12 protein-coding genes and 1 pseudogene are annotated in these 26,530 nt (G+C 68.1%); all 13 read right to left on the bottom strand.

Going from position 1 to position 26,530, the window contains the following annotated elements; translation table 11 throughout:
* Positions 1–115: 115 nt before the first annotated feature.
* A pseudogene (locus ABZ293_RS27640) lies at positions 116–334 on the bottom strand (hydroxylase); the annotation flags it as partial.
* A 72-nt stretch (positions 335–406) separates the two neighbouring features.
* Positions 407–1,225, bottom strand: a complete 819-nt coding sequence (locus ABZ293_RS27635) for a hypothetical protein (RefSeq protein WP_355185303.1) — start codon at positions 1,223–1,225, stop codon at positions 407–409.
* Between the two features lie 128 nt (positions 1,226–1,353).
* Entirely contained in the window at positions 1,354–3,075 is a 1,722-nt protein-coding gene (locus ABZ293_RS27630; RefSeq protein ID WP_355185301.1) for an ABC transporter ATP-binding protein, read from the bottom strand.
* On the bottom strand, positions 3,072–4,835 hold the full coding sequence (locus ABZ293_RS27625) for an ABC transporter ATP-binding protein (RefSeq protein ID WP_355185299.1): 1,764 nt from the start codon (positions 4,833–4,835) through the stop codon (positions 3,072–3,074). The genes ABZ293_RS27630 and ABZ293_RS27625 overlap by 4 nt, the downstream gene beginning before the upstream one ends.
* Before the next feature lie 68 nt (positions 4,836–4,903).
* Positions 4,904–5,146, bottom strand: coding sequence for a helix-turn-helix transcriptional regulator (locus ABZ293_RS27620; RefSeq protein WP_355185297.1), 243 nt, complete (start codon positions 5,144–5,146; stop codon positions 4,904–4,906).
* Between the two features lie 24 nt (positions 5,147–5,170).
* Complete coding sequence (locus tag ABZ293_RS27615; protein ID WP_355185295.1) at positions 5,171–6,355, bottom strand: thioester reductase domain-containing protein; 1,185 nt, start codon at positions 6,353–6,355, stop codon at positions 5,171–5,173.
* Positions 6,352–7,668: an aminotransferase class III-fold pyridoxal phosphate-dependent enzyme gene (locus ABZ293_RS27610; protein WP_355185293.1), complete on the bottom strand. Its 1,317-nt coding sequence runs from the start codon at positions 7,666–7,668 to the stop codon at positions 6,352–6,354. Before ABZ293_RS27610 ends, ABZ293_RS27615 begins: the two co-directional genes overlap by 4 nt.
* Before the next feature lie 10 nt (positions 7,669–7,678).
* Positions 7,679–8,089 carry an SRPBCC family protein gene (locus ABZ293_RS27605; protein WP_355185291.1) on the bottom strand — a complete coding sequence of 137 codons (411 nt, stop codon included), beginning with the start codon at positions 8,087–8,089 and terminating at the stop codon, positions 7,679–7,681.
* 46 nt (positions 8,090–8,135) lie between these two features.
* A complete protein-coding gene (locus ABZ293_RS27600) occupies positions 8,136–9,917 on the bottom strand; it encodes an acyl-CoA dehydrogenase family protein (RefSeq protein ID WP_355185289.1) in 1,782 nt (593 codons plus the stop codon).
* Complete coding sequence (locus ABZ293_RS27595) at positions 9,914–11,695, bottom strand: acyl-CoA dehydrogenase (RefSeq protein ID WP_355185287.1); 1,782 nt, start codon at positions 11,693–11,695, stop codon at positions 9,914–9,916. Before ABZ293_RS27595 ends, ABZ293_RS27600 begins: the two co-directional genes overlap by 4 nt.
* A complete protein-coding gene (locus ABZ293_RS27590) occupies positions 11,692–13,305 on the bottom strand; it encodes a PfaD family polyunsaturated fatty acid/polyketide biosynthesis protein (protein WP_355185285.1) in 1,614 nt (537 codons plus the stop codon). The genes ABZ293_RS27595 and ABZ293_RS27590 overlap by 4 nt, the downstream gene beginning before the upstream one ends.
* 73 nt (positions 13,306–13,378) lie before the next feature.
* The gene (locus tag ABZ293_RS27585; RefSeq protein WP_355185283.1) at positions 13,379–20,434 is read right to left on the bottom strand and encodes a beta-ketoacyl synthase N-terminal-like domain-containing protein; all 7,056 of its coding nucleotides are present in this window, start codon (positions 20,432–20,434) and stop codon (positions 13,379–13,381) included.
* A gap of 4 nt (positions 20,435–20,438) precedes the next feature.
* Positions 20,439–26,480, bottom strand: coding sequence for an SDR family NAD(P)-dependent oxidoreductase (locus ABZ293_RS27580; protein ID WP_355185281.1), 6,042 nt, complete (start codon positions 26,478–26,480; stop codon positions 20,439–20,441).
* Positions 26,481–26,530 lie beyond the last annotated feature (50 nt).

Genomic DNA, 26,530 nt, shown 5'->3' with positions numbered 1-26,530 from the left:
GCACCGAATGCGATGATGGCGGGCCCACTACGGATCTGGGGATGCTCAACAGATCGGCAACGCACCGGGCAACACATCACGGTCTTGGCTCCGCATCCCGACACCTTCGACCGAGTCAGATCATCGCCCGCAGCGGCCCTTGCGGCTCGACACCGAGCGCGCTCAGCGACGCCGCGTGGTACAGCGTGCTGGGACTGCGGATCGCGTCGCGCCAATACTGTTGCAGTGCCTTGTCCATTCGCAGCGCCGTACCGTCACACCGCGGATAGATATCGTCAATCGCGTGCACTGCCTGCCATGCGGCGCGCAGTTGGCCGAGCCGCCCGCGAAATCGGACGGTCTTTTGTGCTCTTCCATCCGATCCGACGCCAGGGCACCACCCCGTGAGCGTCGCTGGTATCAGTAGTCAGTCATCGATGACAGGGTCTTCCAGACTGAGGTCGTAGTCGTCGAGTTCGGGGTCGTAGGAGTCAGGTGCAGGCAGGTCGCTGGCGATGGCGCCGGACTGTCGAGCGGCTGCGGCGTAGGCGATCCGGTCGTCCTCCGATCCGGCCAGCGCGCGCCACGGCGCGATCAGCTGGTCCAGGTGCGCGGTGAGTGTGGCATCGGGGAAGCGCTCGCCGAGGGCGATGACAGCCATGGCGTCTCGACCGATCCTTTGAGCTGCCGCGAATGCGTGCAGGTCCGCGGAACGATGGTCAGGGGAGTTCAGGCAGGTCTGGAAATAGAGGGTGACCAGTTCGATGGTGTCGCGCCATTGCCGATACCGCCCCTGCTGCTGTGTATGGTCGCGTACGGCCGCCCAGGCGTTATTGCGTTGCTCGGTATCCACCGGCATGAGCATCGCGGCACGGGAAAACCACGTCTCGAACGGGATCGAAGTGATCTCGGTGTTCAGGTCGAGCACCTGCTCCCAGCCGGTGCCGAACTGATCGAGCAAGTGGGCGTCGGTGATCTCGAGCCGCGCAAGATAATCGACCCAAGCCTCCTTGGCGTTCGGCAGCACCGACCCGCGCCCCGAGCGCCACGAGAACACATCCCAGACGATGTACGCATCCCCCGGGACCTCTGCTGCCCTGGCAAGCGCGCCATCGAAAGTGAGTTCAGTGCCGGTGGCCACCGCTGGCCCCCAGGCGAGCCCGTTCACTCGGAGCAGCTCCGCCGCGCGGTGAGCCAGCTCGGTCAATCGCGGTGCCGGAGAACCAGCAGTCGGATCCGATGACATGGATGCAGGCTAACCGAAGTCCGACAAGATCCTCGGCCAGCTCTTGCCACCACCTGCAAACCCACCGGGCCTTCGACCCCGGTCAAAGCCTTCGGACAACCTACCGACACACCGACAACACGTCCTGGTCAGCTGAGTGCCCCCACCTTCCATTCGGTGGCACGGCGGCGCTGTGCCCAGAACGCCGCGTAACGGCCTTCGGCGCCCAACAGGTCATCGTGCGTACCCGCCTCGACAATCGTGCCATTGTCGAGGAACAGGATCTGGTCCGCGGCGGCGACGGTGTTGAGGCGGTGCGCGATCACCAACACTGTCCGGTCCGCGGTCAGCGCGCTCAGCGCCTGTTGCACGGCCTGTTCGTTCTCGGGGTCCAGCGATGACGTCGCCTCGTCCAGCAGCACGATCGGGGCGTCCTTCAGGATGGCGCGGGCGATCGAAACCCGTTGCCGCTCACCGCCCGAGAGGCGGGCGCCGCCCTCGCCGACCTTGGTGGCCCAGCCCTCGGGGAGACGTTCGACGATCTCGTCGACCCGGGCGGCGGCGGCCGCCGCACGGACTTCGGCATCGGTGGCACCGGGGCGACCGAGTCGGATGTTCTCCTCGATGGTGTCCTCGAACAAGTAGACGTCCTGGAAGACAATGGAAATGCGCGATATCAGCTCGGCCGGGTCGAGCTGGCGTACATCCACCGCACCGATCTGAACGCTGCCGTCGTCGACATCCCAAAATCGGGCGATCAAGCGGGCGATCGTGGTCTTGCCGGATCCGGACGGTCCGACCAGCGCGGTGACCCGGCCCGCCGGGGCGGTGAACGAAACATCGTGCAGCACTGCGGATTCGCCGTAGCCGAAGCCGACCGAGTCGAAGCGCACCGCATTGCCCTCCGGTAGCCGGGCCGACAATGGCTCGGGCAGCGGCGGTTCGATGACCAGTTCGCGCACCCGGTCCAGCGCGGATTCCGCCGTGCGCAAGGTGGATCCGAGAATGGCGAATTCGGCGATCGGCTCGGTGAACCGCACCGCAAGCACCAGCACCGCCAGCAGAGTCGGCACGTCGAGGCTGCCGCCGAGGGCCAGATAGGTGCCGTACACCAGGATCGTGGTGAATGCGGCCTGCACGATCAGGGTGAAGCCGACCAGACCGGGCACACCGGTGACGAGCACCTTGCGCGAGGTCTCATATTGGGTGCGCAGTGTGCCATCCAGCGTATCCGCGCCGCGGCCGAATACCCGCAGCACCGGCTGCAGCTGCGCGAATTCCACTACCCGCCCGCCGGTTTCGGCGTTGGCCGCGGTGCGCAGCTCATCGGCAGTGCGGCTCAGCGACACGCTCCAGCGGTAGACCGCGATGATGACCGGAACGGTCAGCGTTGCGGCCAGCGCCAATCGCCAATCGAAGAAGTACATCAGCACGACCACCGTCACCGGCGTGACGAATGTGGTCACCATCGGCCGCAGCAGATGCGCCGGTACACCCATGATGTCCATGACACTCTTGGTGGCCAACTGCCCGAGCTGCCCGACCCGTTCGGGCCCGAACCACCCCAGCGGCAGCCCGGCCACCGTGTCACCGATGCGCGTGTGCAGCGTCTTCGCCAGTGCCGCACCGACTTGCGCGCCGATACCCATGCTGACGTAGTACGCCAGTGCATACAGCGCGGCCACCCCGAACAGGGTGCACAGCCACGGCCACACCGAATCCGGATCCGAACCGAGCAGCGCCTGCAGAATCGGCACCAGCAGTGCGAAGGCCACACCCTGCAGCACCGCGCCGATCACCAGGACCGCGAGCATTCTGCGCAGCGCCGCACCCTGTTCCGGCCCGACCACCGCGAGCAGTTTCCGAATCATGCCCCGGTCCTTTCCAACTGCTGGTTCCGCCAGCCCCCGGCGTTCTCGTGCGCCCGCCACATCCGGGCGTAGCGGCCCTCGGCGGCAAGCAATTCGGTATGGGTCCCGCGCTCGGCGATCGTGCCGTTCTCGAGCACCACGATCTGGTCGGCCTCGACGACAGTGGCGAGTCGGTGCGCGATCATCAGCACGGTCTTGGCACCGGTCAGTGCCGACAGCGCATCCTGCACCTCGGCCTCGGACTGTGGATCGGCGTAGGCGGCGGCCTCGTCGAGCACGATGATCGGGGCATCGGCCAGCAGTGCCCGCGCGATCGAAAGCCGTTGTGCCTGACCGCCGGACAGCCGCGCGTCGTCCCCGATCACCGAGTCGTATCCGCGCGGCAGCGCCAGGATCTCGTCGTGGATGCGGGCCATCCGCGCGGCGGTGTGCACCTCGAATTCCGATGCATCGGGCCGGGCCATCCGGATATTCGCCGCGATCGAATCCTGCGCCAGCCGGACATCCTGGAATACGAACGCCACGCGCTGGTACAGCTCCTGGGGCGCCATCTCGCGGATGTCCACACCACCGATGCTGACCGCACCGCGGGTGACATCCTGGAATCGCGGCAGCAGCGTGGCCAGGGTGCTCTTACCGGATCCGGACGGACCCACCAGCGCGGTGACCGTGCCCTCCGGCAACTCCAGGTCGATACCGCTCAGCACCTCGGTCGCACCGTCATAGGAGCACGACACCTCGGCGAGCCGAACGACATTGCCGCTGGGCGACTTCGGGGAGTCGACGACCGGAAGTGGTGCGGTGTCGAGCACCTCGATGACCCGGGCCGCCGCCTCCTTGGCGAAGCGCAGTTCATAGCTCGCGTAGAACAGCGCCAGGATCGGTGCGGTGAGTCCGACCCCGAGCAGCGCGAACGGCAGCAGATCAGCGGCGGCCAACCAGCCCCGGGTGACGAACCAGGCGCCGCCGCCGAGCACCGTCGCCAGCACCGCGATCGGCGAGAGCGCGATCTCGGCCGCGGTTTTGGAGCTGAGTGTCGACTTCACCCAGCCCAGGAAGAATTCCGCGAAATCGCTTGCGGCACTGGCATATCGACCGTGTGCGCGGTTGGCTTGGCCGAAGGTCTTGACCACGGCAATGCCCTGCACGAATTCCACTGCGCTGCCGTTGATCCGGCCCATCGCCCGGTCGTATTCGGGCAGGTGCTTACCCATCGCGGCCATGGTGACGCTGTACAGACTCAACCCGATCACCAGCGGAGCGATGGTCACCAACGTCATCTTCCAGTCCACCCAGAACAGGTAGACCAGTGCGGTGACCGGCAGCACCACCGCGGAGGTCAGCTCCAGCACCGAGTGCGCGACCAGGTGGTGCATCGCCGCCACATCATCCTGCACGATCTTCTTGACCGTGCCGGAGTTGTGTCCGGAGAACCAGCCCATAGGCACCTCGCCGAGCCGGCGTACCAACCGTCGGCGGATGTCGAGGGCCAGCTCGCCATCGGCGAAGTGGGTGAGCGCGCCCGCGGCCAGCAGGAGGATCAGCCGCACCAGCAGCGCGCCCGCGGCGACGGCGGTCAGCGTCCATGCCTCGCGGGTCCGATCGGGCCCGTTATCGAGCAGCACCCGGCCGAGCTCGGCAACGGCGATGAAGGGCAGCACCGCGGCGACGGACGAAATGGCTTGGGCGGCAACGGCTAGACGCACGCGACCACGGATCGGACGGAGTAGTTCACCGAGAGCGGATCGTTCCGCGGCCATGGCGGAAACCTCCAATTTCGAGAGTCAGGAGTTCCTTGGGGTGAGATTAGTGATCACTAACAAACTAGTCAACGGCCGGAAGTGAGATCGAGCCTGCTGTGGATGCCGAGCTTGCTGTAGATGCGATGCAGGTGGTTCTCGACCGTGCGGACGGAGATGAACAGGAGCACTGCGATCTCACGATTGGACTTACCGTCGGCCGCCAGTTCGGCGATCACGGCTTCGCGACGGGTCAGCCGCGGATCGGCGTCCCGCAAACGCGCCGGATGATGCGCGGTTCTGCTGGTCGGGTATGTGGTCGGCGCGGACATCGCGGTACTCCTGTCAGTAGCCGGTCAGGCGGAAGCGACCGGCGCGGGCAGCTGCCCGTGCCGGACGAAGAATGAGGCGTAGGTGCCGAAAAGCCGCTCGTCGATATTCGGGCACTCGATCCCGGTGCCGTCGAGCAGGCGGCGCGTGAGGTGGTCGGTGAACAGCAGCGGCTCCTGCCGCTCCATCAGCATGGTGGTGCGGATCAGCGGGAACATCGCATTGGTGACATCGGCCGAAATGGCCTTGAGCCACTTGATGATGCTGACCTCTTTGATCTCGAACCCGGCCGACCGGATGAAACCGAGGATGGTCTCGGAATCGATGGCCGCGGGTCCGATCTGGTGGTAGATCCCGCCGAGCGCGGCATCCTGGGCGGTGACCGCGGCGATGGCCGCGCACACGTAGTCGACCGGAACCAGATTCATCTTCAGCCGGAAGTTGCGCGGATATACCCCGGCCTGGATGGAGCCGGTGATAAAGCGCCAGACGAAGTCGTTCTTCTGGCAGGCGCCGGACTTCGAGTCGCCCCACACCTGCGCGGGCCGGTGCATGGTGATCGGCACACCACGCCGATCGGCCGCCAGCATCAGTTGCTCGGCAACCCATTTGCTCTTGGTGTATCCGAGCGGCATATCCGCGGCGGGTCCGGTGGGATCCGATTCGCCGCGCGGATCCGAATCCGCGTCCCCGGCGAAGACGCCGAGGGTGGACACATGGTGCAGCGGTGCGGTCGCCGCGCAGGCGAAGCGCAACATCTCGTGCGTGCCCGCGATGGTCTGCTTGCGCAGCCACTTGTAGGGCGTGAGGAAGTTGACCTTCGCCGCGGTGTGATAGCTGGCCTCGACCCGATCCGCGAGTTCGGCGTAGTCGCCATCGGATAGACCGAACTTCGGCAACGTCACATCACCGGGCACCACCCGGATCCGGTCGGTGGCGATGGTCTCGGCCAGCTCGTAGGTGTCCAGATTGGCGGTCAACCGGGCCAGTGCACTGTCGGCGGCGGTCGCGCGCACCAGGCAGTGCACGGTCAGTCCCCGGTCCAGCAGTTCCTTCAGCAGGAACGCCCCGAGGAATCCGGTTGCGCCGGTGAGGAATACATCCCGCACCGAGCTTGCGTGCACGGTGGGAGTGAAGCCCTGGATATCGGCGGCCAGTTCGGTATCGGCGGCCAGTTGTTCGGCCGCGCCCTCGATTTCGAGCGATGTCATGACGATGCGTCCAATCCGGGTCGGGTCGGGTCGATGGCGGCGGCGGCCTGCTCGATCGCACCGCGCAGCAGCAACAGCGCCTCCGCGACATCGTCGGAGGTGGCGATGATCGGCGGGATCAGCCGCAGCACTTCGGGTCGGCTCAGACAGGTGGACACGACCAGTCCGCGCTGTGCGAGCCCGACCTGCACCTCACCGGCGAACTCCGGCGAACAGAAGTCCAGCCCCCACAGCAGACCCCGCCCGCGCACCGCGGTGACGACGGTGTTGTGGTCGGTGGCCAGCAGCGCGAGTCCCTCGGCCATTTCGCGCGCGATCCGAACCCCGTCGGCGACATGGGCTTCGATGGTGGCCAGCGCCGGGGCCACGGCCGAGACGCCGAGCGGATATCCGCTGAAGGTAGCGGTGTGCAGCACCGGATCGCCGGTCAGCGGGGCATACAGCGCCTCGGTGCAGACCAGCGCCGAGACCGGCACCACACCGCCGCCGATCGCCTTGCCGAGTAGCACCGCGTCCACCGGCAACCCGTGCGCCAAGGCGACGGACCGGTCACCGCAGCGACGCAAGCCGACCTGGATCTCATCGGCGATGACGAATGCCCCGTGCGCATGCGCGTCGGCACACCAGCGCGACAGGATCGCCGGATCCAGCAGCGTGACTCCGTTCTCCCCTTGTACCGGCTCGAAAATCAGTGCGGCGACCGAGTTTTCGGCCAGCGCACGGGAAACTGCGTCCGGATCGGCGGGATCGATGTGCACGGTGTTGTCCAGCACCGGACCCAAATTGCCCTTGAACCGTTCGTGGTGGGTGAGCGCCAGCGCACCCAGCGTCTTGCCGTGATAGGCACCCTCGACCGCGAGTACCGTGGCACGGCCGGTGGCCAGCCGGGCCAGCTTGGCAGCCGCCTCGACGGCGTCGGCGCCGCTCAAACCGAAGTACACCTTCGACAGTTCCGGCGCGTGATCGCCCCCGAAGTCGGCGGCGGCCAGATAGTCCACTACCGCCTCGGCGGCCTGCCCGGGCAGCGGGTTCAGCACCGACCTGGTCGAAGTCGGCATCCGGTCCAGTTGCGCCCGGACCGCCTCGACCACCGTGGCATTGCGGTGACCGAGCAGCGCGACCGCATAGGAACCGAAGTCCAGCACCGCGCGTCCATCGGACAGGGTGACCCGGCAGCCGCTGGCCGAATCCTCGACCGCACCTTGACCGGTGAATTTGCCCGCCAGCGCCATCGATGGCGCGAAGTGCCGCTTGACCTGCTTGAACGTGGTCTTCGCGATATCCTTGGCACCGCGAGTCCTGATGTCGCTCATGGCAATTCCCTCACCGTGCGGCCCGGGTGACGATCGAGTTCGCATAACCTTCCAGCGCCGTGGCGATGGCCGGATGGATCATCTCGGCGACCAGCGGCAGCCCGATATCGAATTCGACATTGAGTTCCAGTTCGCCGCCGGCGCCGCCCTCGTGGAGCTGCCAGTAGCCGTGGTAGCTCTGTAGATCGCCATCGGTCTGCCGGAATTCGATCCGATGCCGTTCGGCATCGATCAGATCTTCCTGCTCCCACTCCATTTCGGAGCCCTTGAGCTCGACGACCCAGCTGCTCATGCGGCGCGTACCGTCTTCCTCGAGGATTTCCACCTCGTTGACCCCGCCCATGTAGTCGGGGAAGGACGCACAGTCGAGCAGCACCTCCCAGACGTCCGCGGGTGCGGCCGTCTGGTGCCGCGAATTCATCGAGTACACAATGTGTCCTTCCAGGGTGTTACGTCCGAGATAGTGGTCAGGCCGTGGTCTCGCCGCTGGCCTGCAATTGGAACTGCCAGTGTGAGAAGAGTTTCCGGTCGCGGTGCAGGTCCAGCAGCACCGTCAGGACACGGTCCACGACGACCGCGTCGGTGACCGGGTCCGCCGGGTGGAAGCCGCGCCAGATGCGTTCCAGGCACAGCAGTAGCACCGCGCCGTCCGGGAACGGCGGCGCCAACACCGCCGCCGAACGCACGGTCAGGTGGATCAGCGCGGCGGCCGCGTGCAGTGCGCAATATTGTTCGGCGAGCCGGTAGATTTCGGCGGAGGCGCCATAGCCGCGGCCGAGGGTCTGCTTGGCCCGCTGCTGTTCGAGCAGGATCCGGTCCAGTTCGACGAGTAGGCGTTCGGCGAGGTCGGCCGATTGTTCGAACCAGCTCCGCTGCTCGCCTGCACGGGTTCCGGCCAGTGCGCGCAGATCCGCGATCGCCTGCGGCAGGGCCAGGATGGCGGCATCACCGGCCCGGCTGAACAGCTGCTGCTGGGCGGGCTGCCATTCGTCGAGCTTGGCGTCGAGATCGTAGCTGCGCGCAACCTTCTCCGCCGCGGCCGAGCGCTGTTCGGCGGTGGCGGAATCGGCCGCGGTCAAGATCTGCTCGAGCTGCGCACCAACGGATTTCAGATTCACCACGGTATTGCCGTCGGCGAATACCGACACCACGATATCGCGCAGCATCTTCTGGAAGATCGCGTAGTGCGGGTGGTCGCGCAGGTACAGCCGGGCGCCCAGCACCTCCGACAGCTGGGTCATGGTGCGCTGCAGCGAGGTCGGCACGAAATATTTGACGATCGCGGAATCCACCGCGATCTGCTCGGGCGCGGCCTGCAGTCCGCGCACGGCGCCGGTGGCCACCGCCTCGGCCAGCAGCAGATCGGCGAAGCTCTCGGCGATCTGGCGGCGGGTGTAGGGGAATTCGACGACCTGCTGCCCGAAGATCTCCCGCGTCACAATGAAATCGCAGGTGACCCGCAATGCGGTATCGACCGCACCGAGCGCCAGCCCGCTGATCGTGGTGCGCGCCACCTGGGCGCTCTTGAGCACCATCTCCAGGCCCTGGCCCTCGGCGCCGATGCGGTGGCTGTCGGGGACGAAGAACTTCTCCAGCTGGATGCCGCTGAGATCGAGTGCGCGCAGTCCGTGCAGCCGCTCATTGGGCAGCTCGCGCACCGCGCCCGCCGGACCGAGCCGCTTTTCGACCAGGAAGATGGACCAGTCGCCCGGTCCGCCGCGTTCGCCGGTGCGGGCGTGCACGGTCACCATATCCGCCAGGGTGGCATTGCCGATGAGGTACTTCTCCCCCGTCAGCAGATAGCCGTCATCCACCTTCTCGGCCCGCATCTCATTCGAGAGCACATCGCTGCCGTGGGCCCGCTCGGACAGCCCCCACGCCAGCTTGGCACCATTGTTGATCTGCGATACCAGCCGGGTCCGCTGCTCATCGGTGCCCGCAATCCAGGTGGGCATGAATGCCAGGTCGGTGAGCATCAGGGCGGCGGCGGTGGTGGGGTCGCGGCGGGCGACCAGGCGCAGCAGCGAAAATCCGGTCTCGACGTCACCGGCGCGGCCACCCCACTTGGCCGGCAGGCAGTATTCGTGCAATGCCCAGCGCTGCAGCAGACCGAGTAGGTCGTGCGGGAATTCCTCGAGCTCGTCACAGCGCAGAATGCGCTGGAACGACATCTGATTCGCGGGATCGTGCGGATCGCCGAGGTACCGTTCCAGTTCCTCGGCCAGCTCGGTCACGTACTGCACGGTCATGACGGTTCGGTTCCTTCCTCGGTGGCGAGCGGGAGCGGCCGCGCGGTGAACAGCCGACGGTCCCGGTGCAGCCGGGCGATCACGTCGAATGCGTTGTCCGCCAACACCATCGGCAATCGGGCGGTACGGCAGTCGGCCCGGTCGAGCAGTAGCGCCAGTGCCGGGAGCAGCCAGTCGACCGATCCCGGGGTGGTGCCGTAGAGCGAACGCGCCCGGTTGAACCACCACAGCTGGACACACGCCGCGCCGGCATGCAGGTAGGCGACACGCAGCGCGAGATCCACTGTCACGGTGGCGCGTTCGGAGGTGGACAGCTCGGCCAGACCGGTGATGTCGGTGCGCGCCGCCGCCAGCGCTCGCTCCAGCCGGTCGACCAGCTCCAAGGCCCGTCCGGTGCACGGACGGGCCGCGCCGAGTACGGCGCGCATACCCGCCGCCGCCACCGGGAATCCGCCGGTGACGACCTCGAGACCGCGCGCCGACAAGGTCAGGCTGGTGAAATCCAGCGAGGGCAGAGTGGCATCGAGATCGAAAGTGTCCGAGAGTAATTCGAGCGCGCCGTCCTGCGCGGCGGTGAAACCGGCTTCGACGAACCGGCCCAACTGCATGGCGACCAACCGGAGATTGGCGGTGGGACTGGTATCGAAGTAGCGAACCACCGCGTTATCGGCACGCAGCACATCGAAGGTGCCTTCGGGACCCTCACGCAGTACGCCGCGGGTACCGAGCACATCCGCGCAGCGCGTGAACGCCTCGGTGGACAGCTCGGTGAGCACCGCTTTGAGCAGCCCGGACCACAGGCTCTGCGCCGCGGGGAAGGTATGTATCGCACGCGCACAGGCCAGTGCGACCGCATCGCCGGCCAGCAAGGCCGCCGCAGCGGTCCCCAATTCGCGGCGATTGAGCGCATGTTCACCGACCGGGCGGCCCGCGACCACGTGACGCCCGGCGAACTCGAGGGTGAGCCGCAGCGCCGAATCGACCGCGGCCAAGTTGGCCCCCACGCTGGTGGCCCGGACCACCTGCATGGCGCGCATCGCGGTCTCCATCCCCCGGCCGATCCGGCCGACGATCGCGTCATCGGCCACCGGCAGCTCGGTGAACTGGAAATGCGCGAAATCGGTGCCGCGCATGCCCGCTGGACGCTGCAATCGGTAGCGGGCCGAGCTCTGCCGCAGGGGATCGTGCACCAGCGCCATCGAGTACGCGGCCGGACCGCGTCCACCGGTGTGCGCGATCACCAGCATGGCACCGGCCCGCTTGCCGAATCCGGTCAGCCATTTCTCGCCGTCGAGCAGCCAGCCGCCGGTCACCGGATCCGGGGTCAGCGCACAGGTATTGGCGAGCAGATCGCTGCCGTGCGCGGGTTCGGAGAAGGCGAATCCGATGGACTCGCCCGAACGCAATAGCCGCACTACCCGATCGCGCTGCTCGGGCGAACCGGCCAGCAGCACACACAGTGTCGCGGTGATGTCGATCATCGTGGCGGGCATGATGGTCAGATCACGTCGCGCGGCGACCCGAACCAGCATCAGGGTCTGGTCGTAGGTGATCAGATCGCCGCCGTACTCGGCCGGGACATAGGACAGCCGCAGCGCAGGTCCGGCGATATCGGCGAGCGCATCGGGAAAAGCATCCCGTTCGGCACGTGCCAGCATGGCGGCGAAGCCGAACGAATTGTCTTGTGCCCGTGGATCTCCCAGCGCCGCTTCCAGGGCAGCCGCCGCCGGATACGGTCCGAGATCGATGGCGGCAGTGCGGCTTTCGACGGTGGTCACCGCGCGCCCCCGGAATCATCGGCCAACGGCGCCGGGCGGTAGTCGGCGCAGCCGCGCGGCACCCGGACACCGTTCACGGCCAACTGCTGGATGCGGGTGGTGAAGGCGGCACCGTGCAGCAGATTCAGCGCCACATCGGCGACCCGGCGGTTCTCGGTGGCCGCCAGATAGGAGCCGCGCACCCATTCGTTGAAGCTGCCCATGGCCGGACCGCACCAGATCTGGTAGTCCAAGCCGCGATCGGCCGCACCCACCACGGCCCAGCGCGAGGCCATGCCCAGGTACCAGCGGAAGACCAGGGCCATCTTGCGCTTCGGGTCATCGGCGGCCCGGGTCAGCTGGTCCGGATCGCGGCGGGTGAAGTAGCCGACCACGTCCTGCCAGACGTCTTCCACCGAGCGGCGCAGGATCTGCTGTTCCAGCCGGGCGCGCTCGGCGATCGGCAGCACGTCCAGCCCGTCGTAGGTGCGGTAGAGCTCGTAGAGCCGCTTCGCCCGCATCGCGAACATGCTGCCGTTCTTCAACACCTGCAGCTCGACGCCCATTTCGAACATATCCGCCGCGGGCGCCATATCCACATCCGCGACGCCCGCCGCCGCCAGCAGATGCCGGACCTCGTCGGAAGTTCCTGCCTCCAAGCAGGATTGGTTGACCGAACCGGTGACCACATAGTCGGCACCCATGGCGAAGGCGGCCGCGGCGGCGACCGGGGTACCGATACCACCGGCCGCGCCAACCCGGACCGCCACCGGATAACCCAGATCCTGCTGGACCTGGTCGCGGCGGCGCAGGATGGACGGGAACAGGGTGGTCAGCGGGCGGCGGTCGGTGTGCCCGCCGGAATCGGCCTCGGCGGTGATGTCATCGGCCAGCGGCACGAATTTGGCCAGCTCGGCCTGTTCGGCGGTGATCAGCCCGCGCCCCAGCAGATCGGAGACGATCGCGGCGGGTGCGGGGCGCATGAACTTCTCGGCGACCTCGGCCCGGGATACCTTGGCGATCACCCGGTTCGCGATGAGCACCCGCCCGTCGCCGGTGCGGGCCAGTCCGGCCACCCGATAGCGGACGATATGCGCGGTGACATCCATGAACGCCGACGCCTCGACGCAGCGCACCCCGTATTTCAGGAACAGCTCGACCGCGGCGCGTTCCAGCTCCTCCTCACTCGGGCTGTGAATCAGGTTGGCGGCGTAGGGCAATCCGGGAATCTCGGCCGCGAATCGCTGCAGCGCGGCCTCGACGCGTTCGGGCAGCAATCCGGCCGCGCCGAACGAGCCGAGACAACCGGACCGGGCCAGCGCGATCACGTAGTCCTCCGAGGCGATACCACCCGCCATCGCGCCACCCATGTAGGCGTAGCGGACGCCGTGGCAGGCGCGGAAGGCGGCGGAGCCGAGCTGCGCGGCGGGCAGCGGGCCGATCGCGGCGATGACCGCGGCGTCGTCATCGGGACGGGTGGTACTCAGGCCGGTGCCATGTGCGGTACGCACCACATAGACCGGCTGGTGCAGGGCGGTCAACGTCTCGTAGAAGCCGTCCTGGCTGTGGTGGACAATGGGTTCGACGGCGTAATCCGCTGGATCCCGCTCGGTTCCGACAAAGATGCTCATGCCTGCGCCTCGCTAACGCTCGGCTCCGAAATGCGCAATACGCGCTGCCACATGATTCGCTCGCTCCGCTCACTCATTGTTCGTCCTCTCTGCGTTCGTGAACCTCGACGGCGACGTTGGCGAGTTCGTAGATGCGCATCCCCGGCTTCCACACATTGGCGTCGGCGATCACCAACACCCGATCGTCGGCCCGCCGCACCTCCTTGACGTGCAGGTCGAAGGTCATCGGGCCCTCGGTGCGCAGAATCTGTCCCCGGTATTTCCAGACCATTTCGATGTCCAGCGGCATCGCGAACACCGGGTCGGTGAAGCCGTCGCCCGCACCGATCTCGATCGCGTAGACCTGCAATGCCTGGATCAGCGCCTCGACGCCGAGCGAGCCGGGCATCACCGGGTCGCGATAGAAGTGGCATTCGAAATACCAGTCATCGTGGTCGATTCGGCGCAGGCCGCGCAGATAACCCTGCCCGTGCGTGCCGCCATCGTCGACGATGTCGACCTCGTCGATCAGCCGCAGATGTCCATCGGCCAGGCGCAGGCCGGGGCGGGTGCACCAGCTGTCCGCGGAGCGCACCGCCAGTGTGCGCACCCGGCCCGGCGCGAGTTCGCCCTGCTGATCCAGCCAGGGCGCCACGTATTTGGCATTGTCCAGACCGATCTGATTGCTCAGCGCCTCGGCGGTGTGATAACCGAACATGGACTCGCCGTGGTAGAACAGCTCGCCGTCGGCGAAGAGCTCGTAGCGGAATTTCTGCAGCGAGGTACCCGGCATGATCTGGTTGAACAGCATCGTCGTGTGCTGGCGAATGGTCTTGCCGCGCAAGTCGATCTGCTTGACGACGGTCGCCTTACCGTCCAGGTTGCGGATATTGAGTTCCTGATCGGGCGTGGCCAGGCTGGCGCCGAGGTAGTAGCCGAGCAGGATGGCGGCCTGCAGCGAAGACTCCATGTAGACACAGTTCGGCATGCCGGGGAAGGCGTTCTCGTGGAAGTACCAGGCCTCCGGCGGGCAGTCGTATTCGGTCTCCATGGTGGCCCCGGCCGCGAGTTCACCGCGCACACCGCCGAATTTCATGATGCGGTCGACGAATCGGAAGTCGCCGTTGGGAATATAGGGCGCCTTGCGGTCGGCATAGATCTCGAACTCCGGGCCCATGGCGGTCGCCAGATCCCCCTTGGCGGCATGCGCCAGATGCAGTTCGTTGATGAAGGCCGGTTCGCCCGCCGCATTCCGGCGGCCCAGAAACGCCGGCACGCCGCCGGTTTCGGGCCGGTACGGGGTGCCGGGCTTCTCCCGAACCCGAACGCCGAAGTTACGCATGCTGATCATCGGCTTATCGCCGTCGTAGACGATGATGTCGGCGATGATCGTCGGACGCGGCAGCATGGTGATCTCGGTGATCTCCACGTGGTAGCGGATGCTGCGCTGTTTCGGGGTGATCTGGCCGCGCACCTTCACCTGGGTCTTCAGCCCCGGCACCGACTGGAATTCGGCATCGGGCAGGACCAGGTGCAGGCCCAGGTAGAGCGCATAGGTCTGCAGCAACTGCACGCCGCCCTCGGCGACCAGAGATCCGGCCAGTACCGGGTCACCGGTGAAGTGGCACTTGAAGTACCAGCCCTCGCGGTCCAGGTATTTGACCGCGGTCAACTCACCCAGGGCACGCGGGCCGCCGAGCCGGTCGATCGCGGTGATCTCGTCGATCATCCGCAGCATCCGATCCGGCAGGCGCAGTGAGCGATTCGAGCCGTCCGCGGTCTGGTCCCAGGCCGGACCGAAGACCTCGGCCGGACGTCCGGCGGCGAGCAGTTCGAGATCCGCCCCGCTCAGGGCGGTCCGGTCGGTGCGTGCGAGCGGCTTGAACCAGGTCTTGGTCATCGACTCGCGGCGCTTGCGATCGGCGGCATTGAAGACCACGCCGAGGGAATCCTCGAGTTCGGCGGCGGAGAAGAAGCCCGCGCAGGCATCGAGCAGCTCCAGGATGAGCACACCGTCGGCGAAGCACCGGTAGTTGAAGAAGAACAGCAGACTGTCGCCGTTCCAGACGAAGCGGTCGATCTTGATCTCGTAGCGCAGGGTCTGGCCCTCGCGGGGCAGGCCGCCGTGGAAGACCAATTCGCTGTCGAGCAGCCGGTAGACCTTCTGACCCTTATTGCGGAAGTCGATGCCGAGATAGCTGACCAGCAGCAGGTCGCACTGCCCGGCCTCGATGGTGACCGCGCACGGCACCAGTCCGTCCACCGAGTACCAGGCACCCTTCGGCACATCGTATTCGGTGGTTATCGCCGACGGCACGTATTCGCCGGTGGTGGCCCGCAATTCGGTGACCCGGGTGACGAAGTGGTACGGCGGCTCGGGCAGTCGCACCCGCACCGGGTAAGTATCGATCTCGGCGAAGTCCGGGCCGAAGACGTTGGCCACCTTGCCGTTCGCGAATTCCAGCAGCGCCGCCTCATCCCAGACCACCAGGCGGTCCGGTTGCGGTGCGGCGGAGGGGAATTCGCTCGGCGGGGGCGGGAAGCCGCGTCCCGCCTCCAAATCGTCCAGGCTGCGCTGCACCAGGGCGCCATGGACGCGCAGGAAGGACCGGTGCGCCAGCGAGACGCTATGACTCATCGGACGCAGCACCAGGGCCCGGGCGGTGTCGAGCGGATCGGCAACGCGGGCGATCGGCGCGGCGGCCGGGGCACCGACCGGAACTGGTTGCGGTGCGGGCTGTTCGGCGGCAGCGCGACGGGGCAGGTACACGAACGGCTCTCCCTCGATGATGATCAGATCCGGATCCACGATCGGGACCGTGGGGATGACGGTGACCGGATCCACCGTCCGGTGCGCCGCCGCCCGCTTCGCCGCCGCCAGGATCGGGGCGGTCCGCGCGGCGACTCGGTCGACCACCGATTCCCCTCCGCAGGTCACCGCGATGCGGTACTTGGGCTGGGCGGCGACGGCTTCGGTGGCCGGAAACAGCAGGTCGAGGCGTACGGCGACGCCGTGGCTGACCAGCCTGGCCAGCGCCTGTCCCAGCGCGACGCCGCTCGGGATGCCGCGCCGGTCGGCGGCGACGGCGATATGGTCGCGGCCGGTGAGTGTTTCGCCGATCCAGCGGGTGCAGGTGGCTGCGGGGCCGACCTCGACGAACACCCGGAAGCCGCGGTCATAGGCGGTGTTCACCAGTCTGGCGAAGTCGACTGTGCTGCAGAGTGTTTCGGCGATCCGATGGGCGATGACCGTGCGGTCGGACGGATCGACCCGGTCGTAGTCGTAGCTGGACAGCAGCTCCAGGCCCACAGCCGGATGACCCAACGGATGGTTGTTGAGTCCGGCAAAGGCAGCGCGTTCGGATTCGACTGCGGCACAGTGCATAACGTGGTTCGCAGGCGCCTTGGCGGATTTGCAGCCGAGTCGGGTGATGAGTTCCCGCACCGCGGCCGGACTGCCCGCGACCACGACCTCACCCGAGGTATTCACATGGGTCAGGTACACCCGGTCCAGGTCGGTCATCGCCGCACGCACCGCATCGGCCGGAGCCAGTAGTACCTGGGTGGTCCAGACCTCGCGATCGGCCAGCGTATCCGGCAGCCCCCACCGCTTGCGGATCAGCCGTTTCGGGCCGCGCAACTGGTCGACGAACAGCGGCGAGTTCCGCAGCGGGGCGTCATCGCGCACCGCCGCATCCCAGACGTCCATCGCGAAGAGCATGCTGCTCTCCCCCAGGCTGTAGCCGAAGCCACCGTCGACCCGGATGCCGAGCGAATCCCGCAGCAGCCGCGTCGACAACACCGCGGCATTCGTGCCGATGGCCAGCATGGTGGGAATCGACTCGATGAGTTCGCCCTCGTGCCGCATCAGCGCGGTCCGATCGATCCCGCGCGGCGCACTCGGATACAGCGCCGAATGCTTGTATTCGGCCCACGGCTGCTCCGACTCTCGCTCGAAGGCCGCGAGCAGCGACGGGAACAGCGAGAACAGTTCGCGTCCGGCTCCGGGGTAGGCGGTGAACGCGCCGGGATAGACGAAGGCGATCCGGGCGTCCGGTCCCACCGGCCGCGCGGTGCAGAAGCTGCCCGCCGGGGTGGCCCAATCCCCGCCCGCTGCAATGGTTTCCGGCAGATATCGCGCCGCGGCCTGCAGTTCCTTGCGCAGCTTGACGCCGTCGGCGGCAACCACGACCGCGGTGTAGGTCCCCGACCGCGGTGCGGCCACATATTCCCGCGCCAGCTCCACCGGATCCCGGCCCGCGTCCAGCGCATCGAGGCAGGCTTCGGCCCGCGCGGCCAGCTCCGCGCCGGTATCACCGTGCAGTGGGATCAGCAGCGGTCCACCGCCGCCCACCCAGTCCGCGACCGGCACCAACCCATTGATACCCGACGCCGAGTCACCCGAGGTCTGCTCCGCGAAATGCGGCAAGGCGGCGGGGGCCGCGGACAGCAGGATATGGGCGGTGCTCGCGCCGCTGATCGCGTGCACCGCGGCGATCCGGCGGCGGTCGCGTGCCATGGCGAGCCAGGTGGCCGGGGCGTCCAGCAGGTGCAGGGCGGAGTCATCGAGTTCCGCCATGTCAGCGGCGATCCGGCGCAGAGTCCCGGGGGCCGGAGGCAGTTCGCGGTGACGCAGGGCCAGGGCGGCGCTGACGACACCCGCGAGCACTCCGGCCTGCTGTGCGTCGCCGGTCAGGGCGACGTGATTGCCGAGGGCGCAGCTCGCGATGTCGCCTTCTCGGGCCGGGAAGATTTCGGACAGCGCCGTCAGGTCGGGGCCGGATACCGCACCGGCGAGTTCCAGGTAGCCGACCTCATCCGGTGTGACACCGAGTGCCGCATAGCACTTTTCGAGCTCGTGGCGCAGCTCGTCCCGGTCGCCGCGGTCCACGGTGATGTTGTCGATGGTGACCTGATCGGTGCCGTCGGAGCGGCGCAGCACCAGGGCGGCGGCGCCATCGCCGAGATCCGGGCGGTCGCCATCGGCGAGGACGCTGCGGACCAGCGTATTCTCCACTCCGGCCGCGAGTTCCACACCACCCACGAGCACCGCTTCGACAGTCGGGTCGAGCAGCAGCAATCCGGCCACCTCGAGGGCGTGGGCGCCGCCGGTGGCGTCGGCCGAGATGGTGAAGACCGGGCCGGTCAGGTTGTGTGCGGAGGCGATCCGGCTGGCCATGATATTGCCGATATAGCTGAGCACCTCATTGGCGCCGATCCGCTCGTGCACACCGGTCCGGACCGCGGCCTCCAACCGATCCAGCTCATCCGGCCCGAGTTCGACACCGGCCCTGGCGCATTCGGCCCGCACCTGAGCTCCGATATCGAAGCGAGCGCGATGGGCGTGCGAGCGTGGCTCCATTTCCATGGCCACCACCACCGCCACCCGGCGCCCGGCCTGCTCCCGCCCGCTGCCGGTCAGCCCGGCCTCGGCAAGGGCCTCCTCGGCGGCCTGGAAGAACAGCAGATGTTGCGGATTCATCTGCGCGAGTTCGGCGGGTGGCAGTCGATAGGCGCGGATATCCACCTCGACGCTGTCGACATAGCCCGCGGCCCGCTCGTCGGTGAGTTCGGCGATCCCCACCTGTTCCGTGCCGTACCAACGACCTTCGGGCCGCTGCACCAGCGCGGGTTGTCCGCACCGGATGGTCCGCCGCAGGGCGTCCGTCCCGGCCAGCGCCCCGATCCGAATTCCCATTCCGGACACCGACATTCGAGGCAGCTCGACACCGGTTGCGGTATCCGGAGCGTCGATCGGAACCGGCGCACCGACATGCGACGCGGGCGGCGAAACCAGCAGGAGGTGGGCATTGGTGCCGCCGAAGCCGAAGGCCGAGACACCAGCGCGGCGCTGCGCCGAATCACGCTGCGGCCAGGGCTGATTGATGGTGACGATGCGGTCGGCAACGGACTGGGCGCCGGTCGGTCGGATCGCGTCGCCGACACCCGGCGTTGCGGGGATGACCCCGTGGCGCATGGCCAGCATCGCCTTGATGAGGCTGGTGAAGCCCGCGACCGTGAGCAGGTGGCCGACATTGCCCTTCACGGAACCGAGCAAAGGCACATTCGCGCCGAAGAATTCGGCGAGTCCGCGCAGTTCGATCGGATCACCGACGGGAGTTCCGGTGGCATGACATTCGATGTAGTCGACGGCCGCCGGATCGACGCCGCCGCCGTAGGCCCGGCGGTAGGCGGCCAACTGGCCGTTGATATTCGGGGCCAGCAGGTGAGCGCCGGAACCGTCGTTACCGAGACCGATGGACTCGACCACCGCATAGATGGTGTCGCCGTCACGCTGGGCATCGGCCAGACGCTTGAGCACCACCACACCGGCGCCCTGGCCGGTGACGATGCCGCTGGAATCGGCGCGGAACGGCTGACTGACACCGTCCTCAGGGAAGGCGCGCAGATCCGAGAAGCACAGATGGATGAGCAGCGGGTCCGGCGCGCATACCGCACCGGCCAGCACCACATCGGCAGTTCCGGTGGCCAGATAGTCGCGGGCCAGCCCGATGCTGTAGAGCGCCGACGAGCACGCCGCGTCCAGCGCCAGCCGCGGCCCGCCCAGGCCGAAGGCATCGCCGACCACGGTGGTCGGCAGGCCCGAGGGCCACAGCGATTCGACCGGAACCTCCGGCTCCCACCGACGGACTCCGTTGTCCGGCAGTGGAAGTCCGGCGGCCCGCAGCCCTTCGGCGACCGCGCGTCGGGTCAGCGGCACGCACAGGTCAACGGAGCGTTCGGTCGGGAAGGAGTAGTTGCCGAGCACCAGGCCGGTGCGGGCGAGCACCGCGTCGTCCTCGGCGATACCGGCATCGGCCAATGCCTGCCGGACCACGTACAACGGCCAGCGCACCACCCGCCCCAACCCATCGATCCGCTCGGCCGGAACCCGCAGGCCGGTCGTGTCGATCGCCGGTTCGGTGACGAAACCGCCTCGGGTGGCAGTGATTTGGTGCTCCGGATCACCCCAGCCGCCGATGGTGGCCGGGTCGATTCCGAAGACGTCCGCGCCGCCCTCGGTGCGCAGATCCGCGCCGTCGAGCAATCGGTCCCAGAATTGCCGTGGGGTGTGCGCACCGGGTAGCAGGCAGCCGATTCCGACGATCGCTACCGGCATGCGCGCCGCGCCGCTGTCCGTGTCTGACATGTCCTCACACAGTCCGATCCGTGTCGTCCGTCGTGAATTTCGCACCGAGTGCCTCGCTGATCACCAGCTCCACCGCACCGAAGCGCAGCAGCACCCGTCCGGTCGCGCTGACGGCGGTGACCGTGCCGGTGGCCGTGGCCCCGCGGCTGATCAGCGGATCCACCACAATGTGGAACTCGACATCGCTGGGCACCGCGTCGTGCACCTCGATCGCGCCGACCGCGGTCGGCAGGCTGTTGTGGCCCGTGCTGCGGTGCACCTGGACCAGCGCGGCCTGTAGCAGCAGATCGGCGAGCACCGGGCTGTAGTCCTCGGCCGCGAACGCACCGCCGAGCAGCGTGCGGTCGGCCAGGCGGCAGGTGAGCACCAGACGTCCGTCCTCGGCCTGCACCGCAGCGGTGATGCCGCGCAGCGCGGGGCCGTGGAACAGCGTGCCGTCGGTGTAGACCGAAACTGGTTGTGCCGCAGCAATATCCGACAGCCCGGTCAGGGTCTCGGGCGCGAGGTCATCGTCGACCACACTTGCCCGGAACCGTGGCCTGCCGTCGGAGTCGGTCACCAGTACCGCGGCCGCCACGGCGCCCGGGGTGTAGGTGAGCCGCAGTTCCGTCGGACCGGCAGCGTCGAGGACTACGCCCTTGAGCACCGAGAACCCGGTCAGCCGCCGCACGGTCCGTCCGGTGATCCGCTGGGCGGTTCCGAGGATCGTGCCGATCGCAGCCGTCGCGGGCAGCACCGGAATTCCGCCCACCGCATGGTCGGCCAGCACCGGATCCTGCGCGGCCCCGGCGAGATCGCGCCGCACCACCGTCGGCTCGGCCGACAGCGTCCGCGGCGGCGCGGCCGATAGCGGCGCATTCGGCCCGACCACGCACACCACATCCGCGGACCGTGCGGTGCGGAACTGTTCGGTGAAGAACTCCACGCCGGTACGCAATGGGATCAACGTGACCCCGCGCTCGGTGAACATCCGCTCCAACTCCGGTGTCACCATGCCGCCCGCCCAGGCGCCCCAGTTCACCGAGGTGACCCGGGTGCCCGGCAGTCGCCGCCGCAGTGCGGCGGCCACCCGGTTGAGCGCCTCATTGGCGCTGGCGTAGCTGGACTGACCGCGATTGCCGAAGAATCCGGCGATCGAGGAGAACAGCACCACATGCCGCAGCCGGTCCATATCGAGGGCCGCCAGGGTGGCGGCCAGACCGGTCAGCTTGGTCGCCAACACCGGCGCGACATCCGCACGCCGCTGATCGATGATCGCCTTGTCGGCGAGCACCCCCGCGCCGTGCACCAGACCGGTGATCCGATCCCGGTACGGTGCCAGCGCCGCCGCGGTCGCCGTGGCGTCGGTGACATCGACGGCGAGGTATTCCGCGGTGGCGTCGGCGGCGCGAATCGCGGCCAGGGTGGCTCGGATCTCGCGGCCCGCGACCAGGCCGCGGAAGATCCGTTCGACCTCGCGTGGCGTCGGCTTGCCGCCGCCTGCGCGCAGATCGCCGACGATCGCGCCCTTCAGTTGAGCCTCGGAAACTCCGGTGGCCCAATCGGGTTCGGGTTCGAGTGGGCTGCGCCCGAGCAGCAGCAGCCCGCAACCGTACTGTTCGGCGAGCCCGATCGCGCACGCCGCGGTGACGCCGCGGCCGCCACCGGTGACCACCAGCAGATCCGCCACGGTCGGTTCGGGCACCGACTCACCCTGTGGCAGTAGCGGATCGGTGCCGTCGTCGGTGCACGCGCGCAGCGTGCGACGGGTGCTGTCGGCCGCGATGCCGACCTCGGCGGTGCCGGTATCGACGTCTGCGAGCTCGTCGAGCACTCGGGCCACCGCCTGCTTCACCGCCAGTTCCGGACTCAGGTCCAGTGCCCGGCAGAACAGCGAGGGCGCCTCGATCGCAAGGGTCTTCACCAGCCCCGGCAGTCCGCCGAGCAGTCCGGCGGCGTCGACCGTGCCGGACAGGCCGAACAGGCCGTCGACACGGCTGACCGTGAGGAAGGCCGCGCGGCCGCGCGCCGCCGCCTGTTCCAGGGTGCGCTGGGTCGTATGCGCCAGCTCCAGCGCATCTTCCAACGCCGCAATGGAACTCGACCACCGGGGTGGCGCCTCCGGGGCGAGGAATACGACCAGGTCGAGCCGATCGTCCGGGCCGAGGTCGGCACCGGCGACGACCGACCAGCCCGCCGCCGCGAGGGCGGCGGCGAGCGGTTCGGCCAGCGCGCTGCCGCCACCGGCGATCAGCGCGACCGGCTCGGCTGCGAAGGCCCCGACCAGCGGGGCGACGGCAGGCAGCTCGGAAAGGCGCGCCTGCATCCGCGAGATGCGGGACGCGCCATCAGCTTTTGGGTGCACCACCTCCGCCGCACGCACCGCGCCGGAGCCGCCGATCGCGACGCTGATGAAGGCGATGATCCCGCCCAGTGTGCGCAACTCGCCCATCTGCTCCGGACCCGCCTGCGGGCTGTCCGGGAACCGCTCCTGCAGTGCGCCCATGATCTCGACCCGCTTGATCGAGTCGATACCCAGATCGGCCTCGACATCCATGGATACGTCCAGCATGTCGGCCGGGTAGCCGGTCTTCTCGGCGACGATCGACAGTAGCGCGTCCTGCACCACCTCGGTGGCGTCACCGGTGACCGGGGTCTCGGTCGGGGCGCTGACCACCGGTCCGGCGGCCGCAGCGGCCGCGACCGGAGCCGGTTGCGCCACAACCGCTTCCGCGACGGGCTGCGGTGCGGCGACCGGCGCGGGAGCAGATGCCGGAGCCGACACCGGAGCGTAGGCGGGGGCGGCCGTCAGTTCCGCCTGCGCCGCCAGCTCGGTCCGCGGCAGCCGCTCGACCGGGCGGCGGATGGCCGGAGCGTCGATGCTCTGCCCCGCCTCCAGGTACGCGAAGCCGAGCAGCACCTCACTGGCCTGGCTGTGCGCATGGCCGATGGCCACGCTGTGGTCGCTGACCGAGGCAAGTCCGGCGATGGTGCGGTCGTCCAGGGTGCCCTGGCGCGAGTCGTATTCCAGAATGCCGCTGAGTCTTTCGGCCACCCGCAGCTGGCTGCTCAGGTATTCCCGGTGCAGCGCCAGGTGATCACCGGCGAGATCGCCCTGGCCACCAGCGGCCGCGAGCGCGGGCGGGGCGGCGGACGCCGCAGCGACATTGCCGTTGCCATTGCCATTGCCGTTCCCAGTGGCGGGGGCGGGCTGCGGTACGCGATATCCGTTCTCGAGAGCGTCGCGATAGGAACTGCGCCGCTCCTCCGAGACGTAGTTGATGCCGTTCAAGGGGATCCTCATTCCTTTGCTTTCGACTACTTCGGATTCCTCGGCGCTGTACCGGTTCAGACCGGTCAGCGGCAGTCCCAGCACCGCGAGCCGCGCCGCGAGCTGCTTGAGCGCGCGGTCGCCGTCGGCGCCCGCGTCGGCGGCGAGCACCACCGCGTCCGGCACATCGGCCAGGATCTTGCGCACCAGGCCGGAAAGCACCGACTTGGGGCCGAATTCGACGAAGACCCGGTAACCCGCGTCGTACATCTGCTGGATCCGCGGCGCGAATCCGACGGGCTGGGACAGCTGCTCTACCAGCACATTCCGGTTCGCCGCCAGATCGGCGCCGTATTCGGCGCCCGCGGCGTCGGCGAATACCTCGAGGGCGGGCTTGCCGATCGTCTCCTCGGCCACGGCCGCCCGGAACGCGTCCACCGCATGCGCCACATAGGCGGTGTGGAAGGCGGCGGCCACCGGCAGCAGCTGGGCGTGCAGGCCCTGCTCCTGTGCGGCCGCGGCGAATTCCCGCACCGCCTCGGTACCACCGCCGACGACGGTCTGCTCCGGTGCATTGAGGTTGCACACCACCACATCCGGGTGCGCCGCCAGCAATTCGGTCAGCGCGTCCGGACCGCAGCGCAGCGCCGCCATGGTGCCCCGATCGGCCGCGCCCTCGGGCAGTGTCGCCATGGCGGTGCCGCGGGCCCGGGCCAACCGGTAGAACGTGTCGTCATCGAAGGCCCCGGCCGCCCACAGCGCGGTGAGCTCACCGAAGCTGTGGCCGAGCGCGCCGTCGGGTACGAAGCCCAGTTCGTCCAGGAAGCGGTACTGTCCGGCGGCCAGCGCGCCGATGGCGGGCTGTGCGAAATCGGTGCGGCGCAAGGCTTCTTCCTGAGCCGCGGCGTCCTCCGGGGTGAACGCGGGCGGCGGGAAGATGGCCCGGCTCAGCGGATCGGCGGGATCGGAATGCCCACTCGCGGCATCGAAGGCGGCACGGACCGGCGGCACCGCTACGGCGGTCTGCGCGCCCATGCCGACGTACTGGCTGCCCTGTCCGGCGAACAGCGCGCCGATCCTGCCGGGCACCCCTGCCGCGCGCCGGTAGTAGGCACCACCCGGCACCTCGAACGCGTCGACCGACTGCTGCGCGCGCAGCCGTTCGACGGCCTTGTCCCGCAACGCCATCAGCTCGTCATCGGACTGTGCGACCACCGCCAGGCGGGCGAGCCCCTCCGGAATCGCCGTATCCAGTTCGACACCGCGTGGGCGCTCTTCGATCGCCGCGAGCAATTCCGCCGGCGTCGCGGCGTGCCACGCGTATACGCGGTAATCCCGGTGCAGCGCACGGGCATCGGCGCCGGACGGATCGTATTCCTCCAGCACGCAATGGAAGTTCGTGCCGCCGAAGCCGAAGGACGAGCTGGCCGCCCGCCGCTTCTCCCGGCCCGGCTCCAGCACCCACGGCCGGGTCGCCGAATTCACGTAGAACGGTGAGTTCGGGAAGTCCACCGCCTCCTTGGGCTGCTCCACATTGATGGTCGGCGGCAGCACCTTCTGGTGCAGCGCCAGCGACAGCTTGATCAGCCCGGCCGCGCCCGCCGCCGCCTTGGTGTGTCCGATCTGCGACTTGACGCTGCCCACCGCGCAGAACTGCTTCTCATCGCTCGCTTCGGCGAAAACCTCACGCAGCGCCGACAATTCGGTGTAGTCACCGACCGCGGTGCCGGTGCCGTGGCATTCCAGCAGTCCGATCTGCTCGGGCCCGAATCCGGCATCGGTGTAGGCCCGGCGCAACGCCAGCTGCTGCCCCTCCTTGCGGGGGGCGTAGATGCTCTTGAACCGCCCGTCGCTGGAGGTCCCGATGCCGCGCAGCACCGCGTAGATGCGGTCGCCGTCGCGCTCGGCGTCGGCGAGGCGTTTGAGTGCCAGCATGCCCATGCCCTCGCCGATCATGGTGCCGTCGGAATTCTCGTCGAACGGCCGGATGATTCCGCTCTTGGACAGCGCGGGCGTCTTGCTGAAGCACAGGTACATCAGGATGGTGTTCTCGGCATCGCAGCCACCGCTGATCATCAGATCGGCTCGGCCGGACACCAGTTCGGCGGCCGCCATGTGTACCGCAGCAAGCGAACTGGCGCAGGCGGCATCGATGGTGCAGTTGGTGCCGCCCAGATCGAACCGGTTGGCAATGCGCCCCGACACCACGTTGCCGAGCATGCCCGGGAAGGAATTCTCCTCCCATGGCGCGAAGGCCTTGACGAATTTGGCCGCGATCTCCTCGGCATCCTGATCGCTCAGGCCGCAGCTGCGCACCACTTCTTTGAGCACCGGGGTCTGCAGGCGGGTAGCGAGCGGCTGGGTCAGCGAGTTGGCGCCGGTGATGCCGAGAATGACGCCGGTGCGGCTCGGGTCGTACCAGGACGAATCGGGTGCGCCCGCATCCGCGAGGGTCTGCTTGGCCACCACCAGACTCAGCAGCTGCAATACGTCGGTGACCTCGAGGATGTTCGGTGGCAGGCCGAACTCCATCGGATTGAAGTCGACGGTGGGCAGGAAGCCACCGCGCTTGGCGTAGGTCTTATCCGGCGCGCTGGGGTCCGGATCGTAGTAGTCCTCTATCTTCCAATGTGTTTCGGGTACATCCTCGATGCAGTCCGCGGCCGCGACGATATTCGACCAGTATTCGGTCAGATCCGCCGAACGCGGAAACAGCGCGCCGAGACCGACGATCGCGATGGGCGTATCGCCGAGCCGGGAACCCGGCGCGGGCGAGAGCGTTGTCTGTGATTGCATGGGGGCACTGCTCCTCGACGGCGTAAAACGCAGCGGCGGTGAACGATTCG

It is taken from the genome of Nocardia sp. NPDC005998 (genome assembly GCF_040614395.1).
Taxonomy (GTDB): Bacteria; Actinomycetota; Actinomycetes; order Mycobacteriales; family Mycobacteriaceae; genus Nocardia.
The sequence above is the reverse complement of the archived record's forward strand: the minus strand, read 5'-3'. Positions and strand labels throughout refer to the sequence as shown.